This is a genomic window from Campylobacter concisus, assembly GCF_003049735.1.
Lineage (GTDB): Bacteria > Campylobacterota > Campylobacteria > Campylobacterales > Campylobacteraceae > Campylobacter_A > Campylobacter_A concisus_AN.
Map to the genome: position 1 here is coordinate 100,533 of NZ_PIRM01000003.1, position 18,327 is coordinate 118,859.

General features: G+C 36.5%; 13 protein-coding genes and 1 pseudogene. 11 read left to right on the forward strand and 3 right to left on the reverse strand.

Going from position 1 to position 18,327, the window contains the following annotated elements:
* Positions 1–18: 18 nt before the first annotated feature.
* From CVS97_RS06605 to CVS97_RS06630, 6 genes are all read left to right on the forward strand, one after another.
* Entirely contained in the window at positions 19–2,460 is a 2,442-nt protein-coding gene (locus CVS97_RS06605) for a PD-(D/E)XK nuclease family protein (RefSeq protein WP_234401387.1), read from the forward strand.
* Positions 2,457–5,276 (forward strand): RecB-like helicase, encoded by a 2,820-nt coding sequence (locus CVS97_RS06610; protein ID WP_107785521.1) that lies wholly within the window; start codon positions 2,457–2,459, stop codon positions 5,274–5,276. Before CVS97_RS06605 ends, CVS97_RS06610 begins: the two co-directional genes overlap by 4 nt.
* 80 nt (positions 5,277–5,356) lie before the next feature.
* Positions 5,357–5,785 carry a 50S ribosomal protein L13 gene (gene rplM / locus CVS97_RS06615; RefSeq protein WP_002939292.1) on the forward strand — a complete coding sequence of 143 codons (429 nt, stop codon included), beginning with the start codon at positions 5,357–5,359 and terminating at the stop codon, positions 5,783–5,785.
* A 2-nt stretch (positions 5,786–5,787) separates the two neighbouring features.
* Positions 5,788–6,177 carry a 30S ribosomal protein S9 gene (gene rpsI, locus CVS97_RS06620; protein WP_021084780.1) on the forward strand — a complete coding sequence of 130 codons (390 nt, stop codon included), beginning with the start codon at positions 5,788–5,790 and terminating at the stop codon, positions 6,175–6,177.
* A gap of 153 nt (positions 6,178–6,330) precedes the next feature.
* A complete protein-coding gene (locus CVS97_RS06625) occupies positions 6,331–7,347 on the forward strand; it encodes an OmpA family protein (RefSeq protein ID WP_107785522.1) in 1,017 nt (338 codons plus the stop codon).
* 74 nt (positions 7,348–7,421) lie between these two features.
* Complete coding sequence (locus CVS97_RS06630) at positions 7,422–8,060, forward strand: HAD family hydrolase (RefSeq protein WP_107785523.1); 639 nt, start codon at positions 7,422–7,424, stop codon at positions 8,058–8,060.
* A 247-nt stretch (positions 8,061–8,307) separates the two neighbouring features.
* Here the strand turns inward: CVS97_RS06630 and CVS97_RS06635 are convergent, their stop codons facing one another.
* The gene (locus CVS97_RS06635) at positions 8,308–9,444 is read right to left on the reverse strand and encodes an NAD(P)/FAD-dependent oxidoreductase (protein ID WP_107785524.1); all 1,137 of its coding nucleotides are present in this window, start codon (positions 9,442–9,444) and stop codon (positions 8,308–8,310) included.
* Positions 9,441–10,742: an MFS transporter gene (locus tag CVS97_RS06640; RefSeq protein WP_107785525.1), complete on the reverse strand. Its 1,302-nt coding sequence runs from the start codon at positions 10,740–10,742 to the stop codon at positions 9,441–9,443. Before CVS97_RS06640 ends, CVS97_RS06635 begins: the two co-directional genes overlap by 4 nt.
* A gap of 113 nt (positions 10,743–10,855) precedes the next feature.
* Between CVS97_RS06640 and CVS97_RS06645 the strand changes: the two genes are divergently transcribed.
* The gene (locus CVS97_RS06645) at positions 10,856–11,497 is read left to right on the forward strand and encodes a non-canonical purine NTP pyrophosphatase (protein ID WP_107785526.1); all 642 of its coding nucleotides are present in this window, start codon (positions 10,856–10,858) and stop codon (positions 11,495–11,497) included.
* On the opposite strand, the gene CVS97_RS06650 is transcribed toward CVS97_RS06645, so the two are convergent.
* The gene (locus CVS97_RS06650) at positions 11,490–12,212 is read right to left on the reverse strand and encodes a tetratricopeptide repeat protein (RefSeq protein WP_107785527.1); all 723 of its coding nucleotides are present in this window, start codon (positions 12,210–12,212) and stop codon (positions 11,490–11,492) included. The genes CVS97_RS06645 and CVS97_RS06650 overlap by 8 nt on opposite strands.
* A 102-nt stretch (positions 12,213–12,314) precedes the next feature.
* Here CVS97_RS06650 and CVS97_RS06655 point away from each other — a divergent pair, with 102 nt between their 5' ends.
* The 4 genes and pseudogenes from CVS97_RS06655 to CVS97_RS09655 all read left to right on the forward strand — a co-directional run bounded on the left by CVS97_RS06655 (position 12,315) and on the right by CVS97_RS09655 (position 18,250).
* A complete protein-coding gene (locus CVS97_RS06655) occupies positions 12,315–14,786 on the forward strand; it encodes a helicase C-terminal domain-containing protein (protein ID WP_107785528.1) in 2,472 nt (823 codons plus the stop codon).
* Between the two features lie 15 nt (positions 14,787–14,801).
* Positions 14,802–16,016 carry a saccharopine dehydrogenase family protein gene (locus CVS97_RS06660; protein ID WP_107785529.1) on the forward strand — a complete coding sequence of 405 codons (1,215 nt, stop codon included), beginning with the start codon at positions 14,802–14,804 and terminating at the stop codon, positions 16,014–16,016.
* 171 nt (positions 16,017–16,187) lie between these two features.
* Positions 16,188–17,006, forward strand: a complete 819-nt coding sequence (locus CVS97_RS06665) for a hypothetical protein (protein ID WP_107785530.1) — start codon at positions 16,188–16,190, stop codon at positions 17,004–17,006.
* 187 nt (positions 17,007–17,193) lie between these two features.
* Positions 17,194–18,250 (forward strand): annotated as a pseudogene (locus CVS97_RS09655) (multidrug effflux MFS transporter).
* Positions 18,251–18,327: the final 77 nt, after the last annotated feature.

The following is an 18,327-nucleotide window of genomic DNA, read 5'->3' on the forward strand; positions in this document are numbered from 1 at the left end:
TTAAGGCTTAAAATTTTAATGTATTTAGATAAAAATTTAAAGCTTTGGCTAAGCGTAAAAAGCGCTCTTTTATCAGCATTTAGCTATCATTGCTTAAAAATTCAAGAGAGAAAAATGCATAACCTAAACCAACTTTTTGTCTTTACGAACTCGCGTAAGATTCGTGAATTTAATGCAAGTTTTAATGATGAGCTAATCCCAAAAAGCCTAAGTATCGCTGAGTTTTATAAAAAGGTAGTTTATGTAGATGGTAGGTTTGAGATTGATAGCACCTATGCTTTAGTGCTTATGAATAGAGCCTGTGCCAGTGTTAAAAAGGCAAACTCGATTCTTAAAATTCCAACTGAGTTTTTTGAATTTTTAAAAAATAATGACTATCTTTTTTCATTTTTTAAAGAGCTAGCTATTAGTAAAAAGAGTATTGCTGAGATCAAATTTAACGATATTTACGCTAATTTTGAGGAGCATTTAAACATACTTGAAGAGGTTTTAAAAGAGTATGAGAGTTTGCTTGGTCAAGAAAATCTCTATGATGATATAACCTTGCCAAAAATTTATAACATAAATGAAGCTTACATCAAAAGCTTTAGTGAAATTTCACTGCATATAGATGGAATTTTAAGTGAATTTGAGTGGGAAATTTTAGAGAAAATCTCAAAGCTAACTACGCTAAAAATTATCTTTCAAACTAGCGTTTTCAACACAAAGCTAATCAATAAAATAAAGCAAATTTCAGCTATTAGCGAGATTGAAAATTACAAAAAATATGAGCTAAATTTAAAGACAAATGAGCTAATTTGCTTAGAAAATATCAAAAAATTTGAGCCAGTTTTAGAAAAGCGATTTGCCACTAGAAGCCTGCAATGTGCCTACGCTATGGCAAAGGCGAGCGAGTTTGTGCGTGAGGGCATAAAGCCTGAAAACATCGCTGTTATATTGCCAGATGAGAGTTTTAGTGAAATTTTAAGGCTACATGATAGCAATAAAATTTTTAACTACGCTATGGGCGAGAGCTTTAAAAATACAAAATTTTATGAGGCGCTTTTTTACATTACAAGAGCGATAAACGAAGAGGCAAGGCCGGTTTTTGATCAAAGCAAGTGTGAGAGCTACGAGGAGCTTGGCTTTATCTTGAGCACGCTTGGTGTAAATGAAGAGCTTTTTAATAAATTTAAATCAAGCTACTTTGAACTTTGTGACTTTGCTAAATTTAAAGAGTTAATAGACGAGCTTTTAACGCTTGAAAATGAGCCAAGATGCGAAGAGAAGCTCGCACTTGAGCTTTTTAGGATTGAGAATTTATGTAGGTATTTTAGCTTTAGCCTAAAGCAGTTAAGTGAAATTTTCTTGCTAAATATCTCGCGCCTTAGCATCGATGATGTGGGCGGTGGAAAGATCAGCGTCATGGGCATGCTTGAGAGCCGTGGAATGAAATTTGATGGTGTGATCATAGTTGATTTTAATGATAACTTCATCCCAGCAAGAAGCACAAATGAGATGTTTTTAAACTCGAAAGTGAGGCAAAAAGCAGGACTTATAAGCTACCTTGAGCGTGAAAATTTGCAGAGATTTTACTATGAAAGTCTTATAAACAATGCCAAAAAGGTCGCCATAAGCTGTGTTTTAAACGAAGAGAGTATTCCTTCAAGATTTTTAAAAAATTTCAAAACAATAAAAGATGAGAAATTTAGTGATGAGGCCTATTTAAAATTATTTTTAAAAGGAAGTACAAGCCTAAATTTAAGCGATGACGAGATCATTTTGGAGCATGATTTTTTCACTAAACCGCTATCATTTTCGACGCTAAATCTATTTCTAACCTGCCCAAGAAAGTATTATTACGCAAAGATAGCTGGTATAAAAGGAGCAAAAGCAATAGCAACTGAGCCAGGATCTAAGCAGGGAAATAGCGTGCACAAGGCGCTTTATGAATACTACACGAGTGAATTTTATAGACAAAAAAATATATTTGATTTGGCTATTTTTAAAGAAATGCTCGCAAAGCAAGATTTTTCTTCGCTTGAGCTTGAGATTTGGTCGCAGAAATTTAAAGAATACGCAGAGTTTGAAGATGAACGTTTAAGTGATGGCTTTAGAGTGCTTGAGTGTGAAAAAGATATAGAGAGTGATTTTTGTGGTGTAAAGATAAAAGGCATTATCGATAGGATCGATGCTAGCCCTGATGGTGAGCCTTTTATACTTGATTATAAAACTGGTGATGCAAATGCGAACTCGCTTCAGCTTGCATTTTATGAAGCACTTTATGGCAGCGAGGTAAAAAGTGCTTATTTTGCTCTAAAAAATGAACCAGTGCTTATCAGCTCGAAAAAAAGTGTGGATGATCTAAAGGCCGAAATAGAAAATCTAAAGAGCGTAAATAACACTAAGATAAATTTTGAAAGAAAGAGTGGAGCTTGTAAATTTTGCGAGTATGCCATACTTTGTAGGAGAGAGTTATGAAAGATTTTTTAGCCCTAAAAGCAAGTGCTGGAAGCGGGAAAACATTCGCTTTAAGTGTTCGTTATATCGCTTTGGTGCTTAGAGGCGAAAATATAAACGAGATCATCGCTCTAACCTTTACCAAAAAAGCGGCCAATGAGATGAAAGAGCGCATAATCACAACTTTTTTGGACTTGCAAAACAAAAAGGACGAGCTTGAAAAGCTTTGCAAAGAGCTTAGTTTTAGCCAAGATGAGGTCGTAAAAAGACGCGATGAGAAGCTTGATAGGTTTTTGCAAAGTGAGCTAAAAATTTATACATTTGATGCATTTTTCTCTGGAATCCTAAAGAAATTTAGTCAAAATTTAGGGCTTAGTCCTGATTACAGCGTGCAAGATAGTCTGCAAGATCTGGCATGGAAAAAATTTGTAAAAGAGGCAAGTAAAGATCAAAAGCTTCTTAGCGAGCTTGCACTCATGATGATCATTTCAAGCCAAAAAGAGGCAAGTTTCTCACAGACTTTGGCTAAATTTTATGAGAGCTTTGGTGGTGAGCTAAAAGATAGTGGTGCAAGCTATCCAGATGATAGCAAGGTAAGAGCAGCGCAAAAGGAGATAAATGAGCATATAGCCTTGCAAAATGGTGCTAGCGATACGGCCAAAAAGACATTTAAAGAGCAAAATTTGTTTGAGCTTTTTAAAAATAAGGTCTTTGAAAGAGAGAGCCTAGATTACCGCACTTTTAGCAAAATTTATACAAGTGAGCTTGATAGGCTCTTTAACGAGCTAAAAGAGGCGGCAAAAGAGTATATTTTGGAGGTTGAAAGATATAGACTTAGCGGTTTTAGCAAGCTCTTAAATGTTTATAAATACTCAAATTTAGAGCTAAATAAAGAGATAAATTCTCTAAGCTTTGCTGATATAAATAAGCTGGTCTTTAAGCTTTTGGTTGAAAATTTTGATAAAGATGTGCTCTATTTTAGGCTTGATGGCCGCATAAATCACCTTTTGATAGATGAGTTTCAAGATACAAATGTGATCCAATATGAGATCATCTTGCCCATTATCAATGAAATTGTTTCGGGATACGGACAAAACGGACTCGGAAGCTTTTTTTACGTTGGAGATACGAAGCAGAGCATTTATAAATTTAGGGGCGGTAAAAAAGAGCTTTTCGATAAGCTTGGAGAGAAATTTGAGCAAATTTTGGTGGAAAATTTGCCTAGCAACTACCGCAGCTTAAAGGCTTTAGTGAAATTTAATAACACTGTTTTTGAAGAAATTTATCATAGGTATGGGCTTAGCTTTGAGCCGCAAAAACCAGCTAAAAAAGATAAGGAGCTAAACTACAAAGTAAGTGGTGAGTGCCCTTATTTTGAAGCCGAGGAAGATGACTATGGCTACTTGCGTGTGCTAAGTGACGAGGATATCGCGGGTGCGGCAGTTTCACAAGTAAAAGAGCTACTTACTGCTGGCGTAAATGCAAGCGATATAACTGTGCTTTGCTGGAAAAATAGCGACATCAGCCTCATCTCAGAGGTGCTTAGCAGTGAGGGGATAAAAAGCGTAAATGAAGGCACTTTGGAGCTAAAGCGAACACCGTTTGTTGCAGCGATCATCGAGTATGCGAAATTTTGTCTTTTTGGTGAAGAAATTTATGAAAAAAATGTAAAAGCACTCGTAAATACAAATCCTAAAAGGCTAAAAATAAAAGCTGAAGATAGTGCGACAAAAAGCCTATTTTATCTAGCTAAAAATTTATACATAAATATGGCTGATGTTGATATTTTAAGGCTTTTTGAGCTAAGTAGTGGCTACAAAAATTTAAGCGATTTTATCTTTAATCTTGAAAATTTTAGCTCTAAAATCAGTCCAAAAAATGCTGACGGTATAAAGATAATGACCGTTCATAAGTCAAAAGGGCTCGAGTTTGCTCACGTGATAGTTTGTGATATGATGAGTAAGGGCAGAGGCGATGACTCAAACTTTATAACAGAATATAGCGAAAAAGGCGAGTGGATAGTAAAAAGTAGAATTTCTGGTAGAGAAAATTTTGACCCTGAGTATGCTGGTGTGTTAGAGCAAATGAGAGAGCTTGAGAAGCAAGAAAATATCAATAAAATTTACGTTGCTTTCACTAGAGCCACAAAGTCACTTATCATCATTAAACAAGCTACTCCAAGTGGAAATAGTCCTAGCTTTTTTTCTTTTTATACTAGAAGTGATAAAAGCGAAGTAAACGACTATCTTGATCTAAAAGAGTTTAGTTTTGGCAAAATTTTACCTAGCAAGAGCGAGCAAAAAGAGGCAAAAAAAGATGAAAAAATGCCTGAAATTTTAAAGATAGAAAGGCAAGAGATAGAGGCAAGAGAGCAAAAAACGAGCGGTAAAAATTTAGAGGCAATCTATTTTGGTTTAGCGTTTCACTATTTGCTTGAGATGAGTGAAAGATTTGATGAAAATTCGCTTTTAAAAGCTAAAAGTTTAATGCTAAATAAATTTTATAAATTTCTCTCACCTGATAGACTTGAAGATGCCTTTAAACGGGCAAAAATACTAATAAATGAACCAAAATTTCTAGAGTGCATAAAAGATAAAGAAATTTACAAAGAGCAGCCATTTAAAGTAAAAAACGAACTAAAACAGATGGACTTATTTTGTATTGGAGAGAGTGAAATTTGTGTGATAGACTATAAAACAACAGATAAAAATATCGAGGAAAATAAAAAACAAGTTGGAGAATACAAAGAGGCATTAAGTAAATTTTATCCAAAGCATAGTATAATCGCCGTCATCTTCTACGCTCTTGATGGAAAAATTTCATATATTGAAGTTTAAATGCTACTTAATTTAAGCTTTATAAAAGCATTGTTTAAATACAATCACAACTCAAAAATTAACTTGGCAAAGGTAAGAAAATGACAAAAATAACAAAGCCAAACGAAGTTAAGCGAGACTGGATCGTTGTTGATGCAGCTGGTAAACGTTTTGGTAGATTGCTAACTGAGGTAGCAACTATACTTCGTGGCAAAAACAAACCATGCTTCACGCCAAACGTAGATTGTGGCGACTATGTTATCATCATAAATGCTTCAAAAGTAGAATTTACTGGTAATAACAAGGCTGAAGACAAACTTTATCACAGACACTCAGGATATTTTGGTAGCGTAAAGAGTGAAAAATTTGGCGATTTGATAGCAAATAAGCCAGAAAAACTATTTAAATTAGCTGTTCGTGGAATGCTTCCAAAAACTAAACTTGGAAGAGAGATGATAAAAAAACTAAAAGTTTATGCTGGCAGTGAGCATCCTCATACGGCACAAATAGCTAAAAAAGAAGGAAAATAATTATGGCAAAAGTTTATGCAACTGGTAAAAGAAAAACTGCCGTAGCAAAGGTTTGGATAAAAGCTGGAAGCGGTAAAATCGTAGTAAATGGTATGGATCTTAATACTTGGCTTGGTGGACATGAAGCTATAAAGCTTAAAGTAATTCAGCCACTTCTAGTTACTAAACAAGAGAGTTTAATAGATGTAGTAGCTACAACTTTAGGTGGTGGTTATTCAGCACAAGCAGAAGCTTTAAGACACGGTATTTCACGTGCTTTAGCTGATATGGATGCTGATTTTAGAGCAGCACTTAAACCAAAAGGCTTATTAACTAGAGATTCTCGTGTTGTTGAACGTAAGAAATTTGGTAGAAGAAAGGCAAGAAGAAGCCCACAATTCTCTAAACGTTAATGAGTTTTTGCAAGTGCTTTTGCATTTGCAAAATTTAAGTTGTGTAAATTTCAAATTTACATTGTTAATTAAATTATGATTTAGAGTCGGTTAAATTTTATTCAGTTAAAATGTAACCACTTTAAAATAAATCCTAAGAAAGGAATTCTAAATATGAAAAAGATTGCTTTAGCTATGGTTGCCGCAACAGCGGTTTTTGCGTCTAACGCAGCATATAATTATGAAGTTACTCCAACTATTGGTGGTGTTCACCCAGAGGGAAATTTACGTGTAAAAGACCATAACTTCGTTGGTGTTAGAGCTGCTAGAAATCTTGAAGATTTTTTCTTTGATCAAGTAGAGCTTGGTGTTGATTACACTCAAAAAGCAAAAGAAAAAACAGGTAGCTTAACAAGAGAAGGAAGAGTTCTTAGATATCATGCAAATCTTGTAAAAGATATAGTTGATTTTGGACCAGTTAGCCTATATGGCCTAGTTGGTGCTGGCTATGAAGATGTTCCAGCTATTTTTGTTAAAAATGAAGATGGCGGTTTTGGCCAATATGGTTTTGGCTTAAGATATCAAGTAACTGATAGATTTGCTCTTAAAGCAGAAGCAAGAGATGCTATCAAATTTGAACATGCTGATCATAACCTATTTTATTCACTAGGCTTTGGTATCGGTCTTGACTCAAAAGCAGCTCCAGTTGTGGCAGCAGCTCCAGTTGCAGCAGCAGCTCCAGTTGCAACTCCAGTTCTTGATGATGATAATGATGGCGTGCCAAATGATATAGATCAATGCCCTAACACTCCAGCTGGCGTAGTTGTTGATGAAAGAGGATGCGAGAAAGTTATCGTTCTTAGAGATCTAGATGTTAACTTTGCATTTGATAGCTATAAAGTTGGACCAAAATATGCAGCTGAGATCAAAAAAGTAGCTGACTTCATGGGCGAACACCCAGATTATAAAGTTGTACTTGCTGGTCACACTGATAGCGTAGGTGCAGAAGCTTATAACCAAAAACTATCTGAAAAAAGAGCAAAAGCAGTAGCTGATGTTCTTGCTGGCTATGGAGTAAGCGAGGATAAAATTTCAACAGTTGGCTACGGTGAGCTTAAACCAATTGCTACAAATAAAACTAAAGAAGGCCGCGCTCAAAATAGACGCGTTGAAGCTACTTTCAATAAATAATCTTATTATTTAAAGTTACTTCTTTTAGGGGCTTAGCTTCGGCTAGGCCCTTTTTTATTTCTACGGAGAAAATGATGAAAAAAACCATACTTTTTGATTTAGACGGTACACTTATTGACTCAACTTCTGCTATTTTAAAAGGATTTGATAGAGCTTTTTTATCTCATGGCAAAAAAGAGCCAGACCATAATGCATTAAAGTCTTTGGTTGGTCATCCGCTTGAAATAATGTTTGAAAGACTTGGTGCAAGCAAAAATTTAATTGATAGCTATATAAAAGAATATAAAGCTTGCTACGAAAAAATTTATCTTGATGAGACAGTACTCTTAGATTATGCAAATGAAGCATTGAAGGAGGCAAGTAGCTTTGCTGACGTTGGTATAGTTACTACTAAAACTTCAAAATTTTCTATTATCTTGCTTGAGCATTTAGGGGTTATGAAATATATAAAAACTGTTATTGGAAGAGACGATGTTGCTAATCCAAAACCAAATCCAGAGCCAATAAATTTGGCTTTAGATAGACTTAATAAAGATAAAAATAATGCATTTATGGTAGGTGATACCATTATGGATATAATGGCTGCACAAGCCGCTTTTATTACAGGCGTGGGTCTAACTTGTGGATATGGTCAAAAGAGTGATTTGGAGAAATTTAGTAAACATATTTTCTCAAACCCATTTGAAGCCGTTAGCTTTATAAAAGAAGTTTGATAATCTAATATTCCAGAGCTGCTTATACTTTAAAGTAAATTTAACCTAACGTTTAGCTTGCTTGGCTATAAAATTTATTCCAAAAATTCGTTGCTTTTGTTTGGCATAAAATCTTTTTAAAGTATTTATTATGAATTTTTAACATCTAAATTACTCTGAATAAATTTGCTTAAAAACGCTACTTTCATGGTAATTTTATCTTATTTAAAATATAAAATTTATCTAAAATTAGCTAACTTCTAGGAGATCATGGATTTAAGACCTTAGCCACTTTTAGAGCGCTTGCAAATGCAAAATGCAAGTTATATCCGCCAAGCATGCCAGTGATGTCCAAGACTTCACCAACAAAATAAAGTCCCTTAACGTTATAAGCTTGTAAATTTCCATCTAAAAATTCACTCTTTACGCCACCTTTTGTAACTTCCGCTCTTTCAAAGCCAAATGTCCCAGCTGGGGCAAATTCATAAGCAAAAAGCCTTTTTATTATTTGTCTATCATTGTCGTTAAATTCATAAAAGGCTCTGTCTTTTAAGCCAAAATTTCTTAAGAATTCTAGCACAAATCTCTTTGGCAAGGGCAAAACCGAACTAAGCTGCTTTTTGCCATTTATTAAATTTTTCTCATTAAATTTGGGTAAAAAATTTATACAAATTCGACCTTTTTGCCAAAATAACGAGGCGTTTAGTATCGCTGGTCCGCTTATGCCTCTATGTGTAAAAAGCAGATTGTTACTAAATTTATGGCTCTCGTTTTTGCTATTTATCTTTACGTCTGCGTTTAGGCTAACGCCACTAAGTTCTTTAAACCAAAATTCATCTTTTTGCACGCTAAATCCAACAAGTGTAGGTGCAAGAGCTGATGTTTCAATGCCAAAATCATTTGCTATTTTATAGCCAATGTCACTTGCGCCAAGGGCTTTGTAGCTTAATCCTCCACTTGCGATGACTAAATTTCTAGCTCTAAATTTTTCATCTTTTGTCAAAATTTCAAAAATTTCATCTACTTTTTTAGCGCCAAGAACCTCTTTATTGTAAAAAATATCTGCATTTTGCCTTTTTAGAAGTATGCTCAAGACGCTCTTTGCGCCACTATCGCAGAAAAATTGATTTTGCTTTTGCTCACTAAAATTAAGCTCACTAAAAAATTTCAAAACTTGATCTGGAGCCAGTACTTTTAAAATTTGCTCTATAAATTTTTGCTCGCCGAGGTAGTTTTTAGCGCTTATAAAGCGGTTTGTGATGTTGCATCTACCTCCACCGCTTGCTAGGATCTTTTTGCCAGCACTACTATTTTTTTCTAAGATGGCAACCTTTTTACCCTTTAAATTTGCCCCTAAAAAGAGCCCGCTAGCACCAGCGCCAATGATGATGACGTCATAGATCAAAACTTCAAACTCTCTTTTAAAATCTCCTCGCTTGTAAGACGAGAGTCAAATTTGATTACTTGATTTTTCTCATTTTTGTAATAATCCACCACGCCTTTTTGGCTATTTAGTAACTCTAAATTTAAGCTTACCTCAGGACTTAGATAGATGTTCTTAAAAATTCTTGGATCGCTTAGGCTAAAGAGCAAAACAAGCCATATCACGCAAAGTACCACGCAGATAATGGCTAGTACTTTAAAACCAAAGGCATGCAATATATACCCACCAAACGCACCTCCAACAAAGCTTCCTAGATAGCCAAATGAATTAAATACACCAAGGGCTGAGCCTTTTTGAGAGGATTTTACAAATTTTGTTGCGGTTGATTGCATTATGGGCTCGTGAAGGTTAAATCCTATAAAAAATATAGCAACTCCCAAAACGAAGATAAAAAGCGTAAAACTAATGGCAAAAATAGTGTAGGTTAGGGCAAAAAGCAGCGTACCAGCTATCAAGATGACCTTACTAAGTCCCTTACCATCGCCAAGGGCACCAGCTAGCCCCATAGCTAAAAAGCCAAGCACGGCGCCAAGCGTATAGACCTTGTAAAGCTCGCTACTTTCGTAACCATACTCTTTTACTAAAACGATAGGGATTACCAAAAATGCGATGCTTGCTAGCATCTTTTGCATGAAAGAGGTGAAATTTATGATCATGTAATCTTTTTGCAAAAACAGCTTACCAAATGGTACTTTTTCACTTTTGGCACTCACTTTTATCTCTTTTGGCACAACAGTGTAAAGAAGTACAATGCAAAGTAGGCTGAGAGTGGCACTTAGATAAAAGAGACTTGAAAGTCCGTAGTCTTTGGCGAGAAGTGGCCCAAGCACCATAGAAAGTGTGAAGCTAAGCCCTATAAAAGCGCCCATTATCGCCATGGCTTTTGAGCGTTTTTCTTCTGTTATATAGTCACTTATCATCGCAGTTGCAACTGCTCCGATAGCACCTACACCTTGTAAAAATCTACCAAATAGCATGATAAAAATATCGCTTGTAAGTGCACAAATTATTGAGCCGATGATAAAAATCAAAAGTCCGATCGTTAATGTTTTTTTGCGTCCTATCCTATCCGAGAGTGCTCCAAAAGGCACTTGAAATATCATCTGTGAGATTGCATAGACGCCTACTATTAGCCCTACTAAAAACTCGTTTGCTCCGCGTAAATTTAAGGCATAAAGGCTAAGCACTGGCAAAACTATAAAAAGACCTAAAAATCTGCTTGCTATGATAAAAGATAGTGGTAAAACGCTTTTTAACATAAAATTTTCCTTATTTTTAAAAGGACTAAGTTTATCATTTTAACGCTAATTTAAATTTAAAAATTTAATCTACTTTTTTGTAAAATACGCCCAAAAATCAAGGAGCTCTTGCAATGAAGATCGTGCTTGCGACATCAAATTTAGACAAAGTAAAAGAGATAAAAGAGTATTTAAAAGGCTATGAAATTTACGCCTTAAGCGAGGTTACAAAGCCATTTGAGATCGTTGAAGATGGTAGCAGCTTTCAGCAAAATGCACTCATAAAGTCAGAAGCCGTCTTTGCAAAGCTTAAAGAGCAAGGGCTTGAGGGCGAATTTATTGCACTTAGCGATGATAGCGGCATCAGCGTGGATGCACTTGGTGGTGAGCCAGGGATCTACTCAGCTCGCTATTTTGACCTTGATGAAAATGGCAAAGTATGCGGTAAAAACGCAAATGACGCAAACAATAGAGCAAAGCTAATTAGCAAGCTAAAGGCGCTAAATTTAGAGAGTTCACCAGCTCACTACACCGCCTGTATCGCTATTAGCTCGAAATTTGGTGATTATACGACGCATGGCTTTATGTATGGAAGAGCGATTGATGAGGAGCGTGGTACAAATGGCTTTGGCTACGACGAGCTCTTTATCCCAGATGGCTTTACTAAAACGCTTGGCGAGCTAGACAATGAGACAAAGCTTAAAATTTCTCACCGCTCAAAAGGGCTTGAGCTTGCGAATTTTGTGCTAAAAAGTCTAAAGAAAAACTTTAGTTAAGCCCATTTAGCCCTTTATTAGCTCTCTCTAAAAGATCCCGTGCGCGAGGATTTTGCTCTTTTCCATTTAAAATTTCAAGCACTTTTTTGTAGTTTTGGGTAGCTTCGTCCTTTTGATTAAGCTTTGCTAGGTCGTTAGCAAGCTCTACTAAAAGCTCTGATCGCACAAGCTCGTTGCCGCTTAACTCCGGCGTGATATCAAGTAAATTTAGCGCTAAAAGGTGGTTTTCGTGGGCTTTGTCAAAGTCGTTTTTTAGGTAGTAGGCGCTAGCGATGCCTTTTATACAGATGAGTTCGTCGTTCATTGGGGCATTTGGTGCGTTGTCATAAATTTTTAGAGCTTCTTGAAAATTAGCAAGTGCTTCGTCGTATCTGCCTAGCGCCTTTTGTGTCGCACCTAGGCTATGATAAGAGCGAGCTAGTAGCAGCTTGTCGCTAACGTTTGCCGCAAGCTCTAGGGCTCTTTGTGAGAGCTCTAACGCCTTTTGTGGCTCTTTATTTACTATGCAAATGCTAGCGCTATTTATGAGCGAAGCGATCGCCTGCTCGGTGTTGCTCTCTTTTAAGCAGACATCAGTCGCTTGCTCGGCTAAATTTATGGCTCTCTCCAAATTTCTATCGCTTTTATAAAACTCCCTCACACTCTCTTGTATTAGCTCGTCACAGCTACTTGCAAAGAGGCAAATAGGCGCTAAAAATGGCAAAATTTTCTTCATCTTTTTACCTTTAAATTTTTGCCTTATTTTACCTTTTAAAGCGAGAAATTTATATTAACTTTGATAAAATCAGTAAATATCTGTTTTTAACAAGGAGAATATATGGCTAATTTTGCAAAGTACATAAAACAGGATAAAAATAATAAAATAATAGACCCAAGTAAAATTTTTACATCATTACCACAAAAACATTATCAATATTTACGTACTCCACAAAATGATGTCATTGAAAAATGGTTTAAACGAAGAGATGAGAGTGCAATAATTATAAAAATGAATACTGGTAGCGGTAAAACATTAGCAGGTCTCCTTATATTGGAGAGCTGTTTAAGGGAAAATAAGGGGCCTTGTGTGTATGTTGTTCCTGATAATTATCTAATAGAGCAAGTTAAGAAGGAAGCAGATATATTAGGGATTCGGACAACTATGAATATTGATTCAATAAACTTTGAAACTTCAAAAGAAATCTTAATTTGCAATATATACCAACTATTTAATGGACGAAGTAAATTCGGAATCGGAAAGCCGGAAATCGAAATTGGAAGTATAGTTATAGATGATGCACATGCTTGTATAGATATTATAAACCAACAATTTACTATAACGATTAATAAAGAAGACAATAAAAAATTATATAATCAAATTTTTAGACTATTCATTGATGATATTAGAAACCAAAGCCAGTCATTAGCAACAAAACTCGAATTAAATGAACCAAATACGATAGGACTTGTTCCTTTCTGGAATTGGCAAAACAAGCATCAAGAGGCTTTTAAATTTATAATAGAGAACGGGGATGATAATTTAAAAAGATTTAATTTGAAATTGATAGAAAAAAATTTTGAATTATGTAGATGTGTGGTTAGTTCATCCAAAATCGAAATAACTCCTCATGTTATTCCTATACAAGAGTTTGTATCTTTTGAAAATACCAAGCGAAAGATTTTTATGACCGCAACACTTGTTGACGATAGTATACTATCAACGCATTTTAATATAGATGAAAAATATCTAAACAAACCAATTACTCCAAACATGGTGAATGATATTGGGGAGCGTCTTATTTTTGCTCCGCAAATAATAGATCCAAAAATAACAACGAAAGATATACAAGGAATGCTAAAAAATTTAGTTAATAAATTAGGATGTAACATATCAATAATTTCTCCATCTTTTCAAAAGAGCAACGCATGGGAATGCATAGCAACAAAAAGGGCCGATAAAGATAATATTATAGAATGCACAAATGAACTTCGAGATAAAAAATCAAATAGTAATATTATTGTTTTCACAAATAGATATGATGGTATAGACTTGCCAGGTGATGCTTGTAGAATTTTGGTAATAGATGGATTGCCAAAAGCGCAAAGATTAATAGATCAAATAAATGAGAGCTATTTGCAAGGAGATGATGATAGAATATTAAACCAAAAAATACAAAAAATTGAACAAGGAATGGGTAGAGGAATAAGGTCTAATACTGATTACTGTGTTGTATTGTTGCTGGAGCCTGATTTGGCTAAAGTGGCCGCAAAACATAAACATAAATTTTCAGAGGCGACAAAACAACAGTTTGAATTATCAGAAGAGGTAATGGAAGATTGTAAAAACATAGGGGATATACAAACAACGATTTTGCAAGTATTGCAAAGAGATAAGGATTGGATACAAGCGCATAATGATAGAATTTTAAATGTAGAATTTAAAGTAAACAGCTTGAATATATTTTCTATTGAATTACGAAAAGCTTACAACTTTGCTATTAATAAAAACTATAAAGCAGCACAAGAAATTTTAGAAAATTATATAAATAAGCTACCTCAGGATAATAAAATTTTTATAGGCTATGCAAAACAGATTCTTGCGGAATATACAAATTTTATAGATCGAAATAAGGCACAAGAAATTTTAAAATCTGCCTGCAATCTAAATAATCAAATTTTAAAGCCGATCAATGGGATAGAGTATAGTAAAATTTCCCAGCAAAAAAACCAAGTAGACAATATAGCTAATCACATATCCGACTTTGCGGACACAAATGACTTAATAATAGAAATTGAGGAAATTTTATCTCATTTAGTTTTTACAAAAGATACCTACGATAAATTTGAAGATTCCATTAAAAGAATAGGTACATTATTGGGTTTCTATTCACAGCGGCCAGATAAAGAGTATAAATGTGGTCCTGACAATTTTTGGGCAGTTGACAATAAGTATTTTATAATAGAATGCAAAAATGGCGCAGTAACGAATACCATTCCAAAAAGTGACATAGAACAAATAAGCTCATCCGTTAGTTGGTTTAATCAAACTTATCACATTAAAGATACAAATAGCTGTTTTTCTATTTTGATTCATCCAAGTATAAAAATATCACAAGATGCATTTTCTAATGAAAAAATAAGAGTTATGACAGAGGCAAATTTGCAAAATTTCAAGAAAAATATTACAGAGTTCTTCAAGGCAATAAAAGATAAGTCAAGCGATAACAGATCTATTGGCAAACAACTGAAAAATTATAAATTAGAGCCAAATTTAATAATTGAAAATTATACAGAAGACTATAAAAAATAATCTAAAGGAGCTTAAATGTCAAATATCTTAATCATAGGCGCGGGCGGCGTGAGCCAAGTTGCGACCGTAAAATGCGCGATGAACGCGGACGTTTTTAGCAAGATCACCCTTGCAAGCCGCACCAAAAGCAAGTGCGACGCGATCGCTAAATTTATAAAAGACCGCCTAGGCGTCGCTATCAACACCGCCCAGATCGACGCGGACGATACCGATGCCGTGGTTGCGCTCATCAAAAAAACGGGCGCCGATTTGCTTTTAAACGTCGCACTGCCGTATCAGGACCTAACCCTCATGGACGCGTGCTCTCGCGCCGGCATCCCATATATTGACACCGCAAACTACGAGCACCCGGATACCGCTAAATTTGAATACAAGCTACAATGGGCGAAGGACGAGGATTTTAAAAAGGCGGGCACCATGGCGCTGCTGGGAAGCGGCTTTGATCCGGGAGTGACGAACGTATTTTGCGCCTACGCGCAGCAAAATCTCTTTGACGAGATTCATGAGATCGACATCCTAGACTGCAACGCTGGCGATCACGGATATCCGTTTGCGACGAATTTCAACCCAGAAATCAACCTGCGCGAAGTGAGCGCAAAGGGCCGCTACTGGGAGCGCGGCGAGTGGAAAGAGACTGAGCCGATGGAGATAATGTTCAAATGGGACTACCCGAAAGTAGGCGTCAAGGACAGCTACCTGCTCTACCACGAGGAGCTTGAAAGCTTAGTAAAAAACATCAAAGGGCTAAAGCGAATCCGCTTTTTCATGACCTTTGGACAAAGCTACCTCACGCATATGAAGTGCCTAGAAAACGTCGGTATGCTGCGCATCGACGAGGTCGAGCATAACGGCGTCAAGATCGTGCCGATACAGTTTCTAAAGACCTTGCTGCCTGATCCTGCGTCGCTAGGCCCCCGCACGAAGGGCAAAACCAACATCGGCTGCGTGATCCGCGGCTTAAAAGACGGCAAAGAGCGCCAGGTCTACATCTACAATGTCTGCGACCACGAGGCTTGCTACGCCGAAACGGGCGCGCAGGCAGTGAGCTACACGACGGGCGTGCCTGCGATGATCGGCTCGATGATGGTCGCAAAGGGCATCTGGAGTGGTAAGGGCGTCTTTAACATGGAAAATTTCGACGCCAAACCTTTCATGGATGAGCTAAATAAGCAGGGCTTGCCGTGGGAGATGATAGAGATGAAACCCGGCGAGAGGTATGAGGTAAAATAGCAAGGCTTGTCTTTTTCTACTTATACCTCGTTGAAATTTGATTTTTAATGCTCATGTATTACATATACGCTCCGCTTAAAAATCAAATTTCGCCTCGTCTAAGCGAAAAATACATTCACGGAATATATATTTTCAGATGTGACAAAATAACTTATACATAAAAGGTAGCAAATGATATATAAAATTTTAAAAAACTTAGAAGCATTTTTTGTAAGAATTAAAAATAATTTTTTAAATATGAATAAAGAGAAAAAATTTTACTCCATAGCTTTGATTTTTTTTATATTATTTTTTATTATTGGTCTTTTTCCTTTGCCTAATGCGACAAAAGTAACCATTATGTCTTTTTGCAATATTATCGCTGTTGTATTGGTATGTTTGGGTTTTGTGTTTTGGATGGCTTTAATTATAAAAAAATTATGGAATCGTTGGATTGGAAAGATTATAATTGCGTTATTAAATTTTACAACTTTTTTTATTTCCAGAACTTTTTCTAAAATTTTGATTGCAGATACTTTTGGACTCCCCGTTAAAGATTTTGGTATGACATCGGAAATATTAACTCTCGTGCTTTATCTGCCTATATTATTTTTACTACTAAGCATTGTATGTATTCTTGTATATGTACTACAAATGGTATGTATATTTTTATTGGAAATACCGTCAGTAAAAAGTATTTTAGTAAAATTTTTTCCCAATTCAAATTTATCTTCAATGGTCACATTAGCAAGAACTATTGCTCTTGGTATAATGTCTGGCATATTGTGGTATGTTGGTCTTGCTTTTCTTTTTGTAGTCCAAGATGAGAAAGGTTTTGTGAAAGCTAAGATGATGCCATTTTTAGCTTATTGGTGTGATTATCAGATTATGCCAAAATATCCAAATTTGAAAGAAAATCAAAGAGTTATTTTACATGACAACGGAGTTGTATCATATATAAAATATAATGATCAAGATAAAATAGAAATTTTTGTTGAAAAATACAAATAGTTTATTTTTGGTAAAATTATCATTCTCTGAAAGCAGTTTTATCTTGTGGTATAAAATAATATAAAAAAACAAAAAAGAGGAAATCTTGCAATCAACAAAAACATCTATCTGGTTCTTAATCATCCTAAGCGGTCTAATGGCCTGCACCTCGCTATCTACGGACGTATATTTGCCCGCTATGCCTACGATGGAGCGGCAGCTGCACGGAGACTCGGAGCTCACGATAACGGGCTTTTTGATCGGCTTTGCTATAGCGCAGCTCGTCTGGGGGCCTATCAGCGATAGGATCGGGCGTAAAATCCCGCTTTTATTGGTATGGCGCTCTTTGCGATCGGATCAGTAGGATGCGCGATGTCGGACACTATGGCTAGCGTCGTGTTCTGGCGCGTGCTTCAGGCTTTGGGCGCATGCGTAGGACCGATGCTAAGCAGGGCGATGATTAGCGATCTTTTCGGTAGCTCGCAGGCCGCACAGATGCTCTCTACGCTAGTTATTATCATGGTGATAGCGCCAATAGTGGGTCCGTTATTGGGCGGCGCGATACTGGAGTTTGGCTCTTGGCACGGGATATTTTGGCTGATGGCGCTAGCTAGCGCGATTATGTTTGCGATGATTTTTCTCTGCCGGAGACCTTGCTGCCGCAAAAGCGCTCCACAAAGCCCATCGTATCGTCTTTTAGAAACTATCTAAAATTATTACAAGACGCCAAATTTATGCGCTACACTCTTAGCGTGACGTTTTTCTACGTAGCCGCCTATGCCTTTATCACGGGCTCATCGTTTGTATATATCGATTATTTCGGCATTCCTAGCAAATACTACGGATTTTTATTCGACATAAACATCGTGGGCGTCATGGCGCTAAGTTTCGTAAACAAAAAGCTGGTAAAGCGCTATGCGCTAAACCGCCTGCTCATAGTCTCTGCGCTCGTTGCCGCACTTGCTGCCAGCGTGCTGTTTGCGTTTTTCAAAACAGGCGGCGTTCTTGGCGTGATAATCCCGATGTTTTTCGTTTTTAGCATGAACGGCATCATCGCTTCTTGCTCCAATGCCGCCGCTCTTGATAGCGTACCGCAGGAGATGAAGGGCTCGGCCGCTGCGCTCATAGGCTCGCTGCAATACGGTAGCGGCATCCTCTCATCGGCGATGCTTGCGGCGTTTTCTGCGGGTACGCCGTGGACGATGTCTTGGATAATAGCTCTGTTTGTTTGGCTAAGCGCGCTCGCGGCGTATTTTAATAAATAAATTTAGCCTTGCGGGTTTGACTCAAATTTCGGTCAAATTCGCAAATTTTAGGTCACCAAAGACAAAATCAAATTTGA

Bases quoted from the DNA above. Each gene is read 5' to 3' on its own strand.
- CVS97_RS06605 (WP_234401387.1), top strand. From the start codon at position 19: ATGTATTTAGATAAAAATTTAAAGCTTTGGCTAAGCGTAAAAAGCGCT.
- CVS97_RS06610 (WP_107785521.1), top strand. From the start codon at position 2,457: ATGAAAGATTTTTTAGCCCTAAAAGCAAGTGCTGGAAGCGGGAAAACA.
- rplM (WP_002939292.1), top strand. From the start codon at position 5,357: ATGACAAAAATAACAAAGCCAAACGAAGTTAAGCGAGACTGGATCGTT.
- rpsI (WP_021084780.1), top strand. From the start codon at position 5,788: ATGGCAAAAGTTTATGCAACTGGTAAAAGAAAAACTGCCGTAGCAAAG.
- CVS97_RS06625 (WP_107785522.1), top strand. From the start codon at position 6,331: ATGAAAAAGATTGCTTTAGCTATGGTTGCCGCAACAGCGGTTTTTGCG.
- CVS97_RS06630 (WP_107785523.1), top strand. From the start codon at position 7,422: ATGAAAAAAACCATACTTTTTGATTTAGACGGTACACTTATTGACTCA.
- CVS97_RS06640 (WP_107785525.1), bottom strand. From the start codon at position 10,742: ATGTTAAAAAGCGTTTTACCACTATCTTTTATCATAGCAAGCAGATTT.
- CVS97_RS06645 (WP_107785526.1), top strand. From the start codon at position 10,856: ATGAAGATCGTGCTTGCGACATCAAATTTAGACAAAGTAAAAGAGATA.
- CVS97_RS06650 (WP_107785527.1), bottom strand. From the start codon at position 12,212: ATGAAGAAAATTTTGCCATTTTTAGCGCCTATTTGCCTCTTTGCAAGT.
- CVS97_RS06655 (WP_107785528.1), top strand. From the start codon at position 12,315: ATGGCTAATTTTGCAAAGTACATAAAACAGGATAAAAATAATAAAATA.
- CVS97_RS06660 (WP_107785529.1), top strand. From the start codon at position 14,802: ATGTCAAATATCTTAATCATAGGCGCGGGCGGCGTGAGCCAAGTTGCG.
- CVS97_RS06665 (WP_107785530.1), top strand. From the start codon at position 16,188: ATGATATATAAAATTTTAAAAAACTTAGAAGCATTTTTTGTAAGAATT.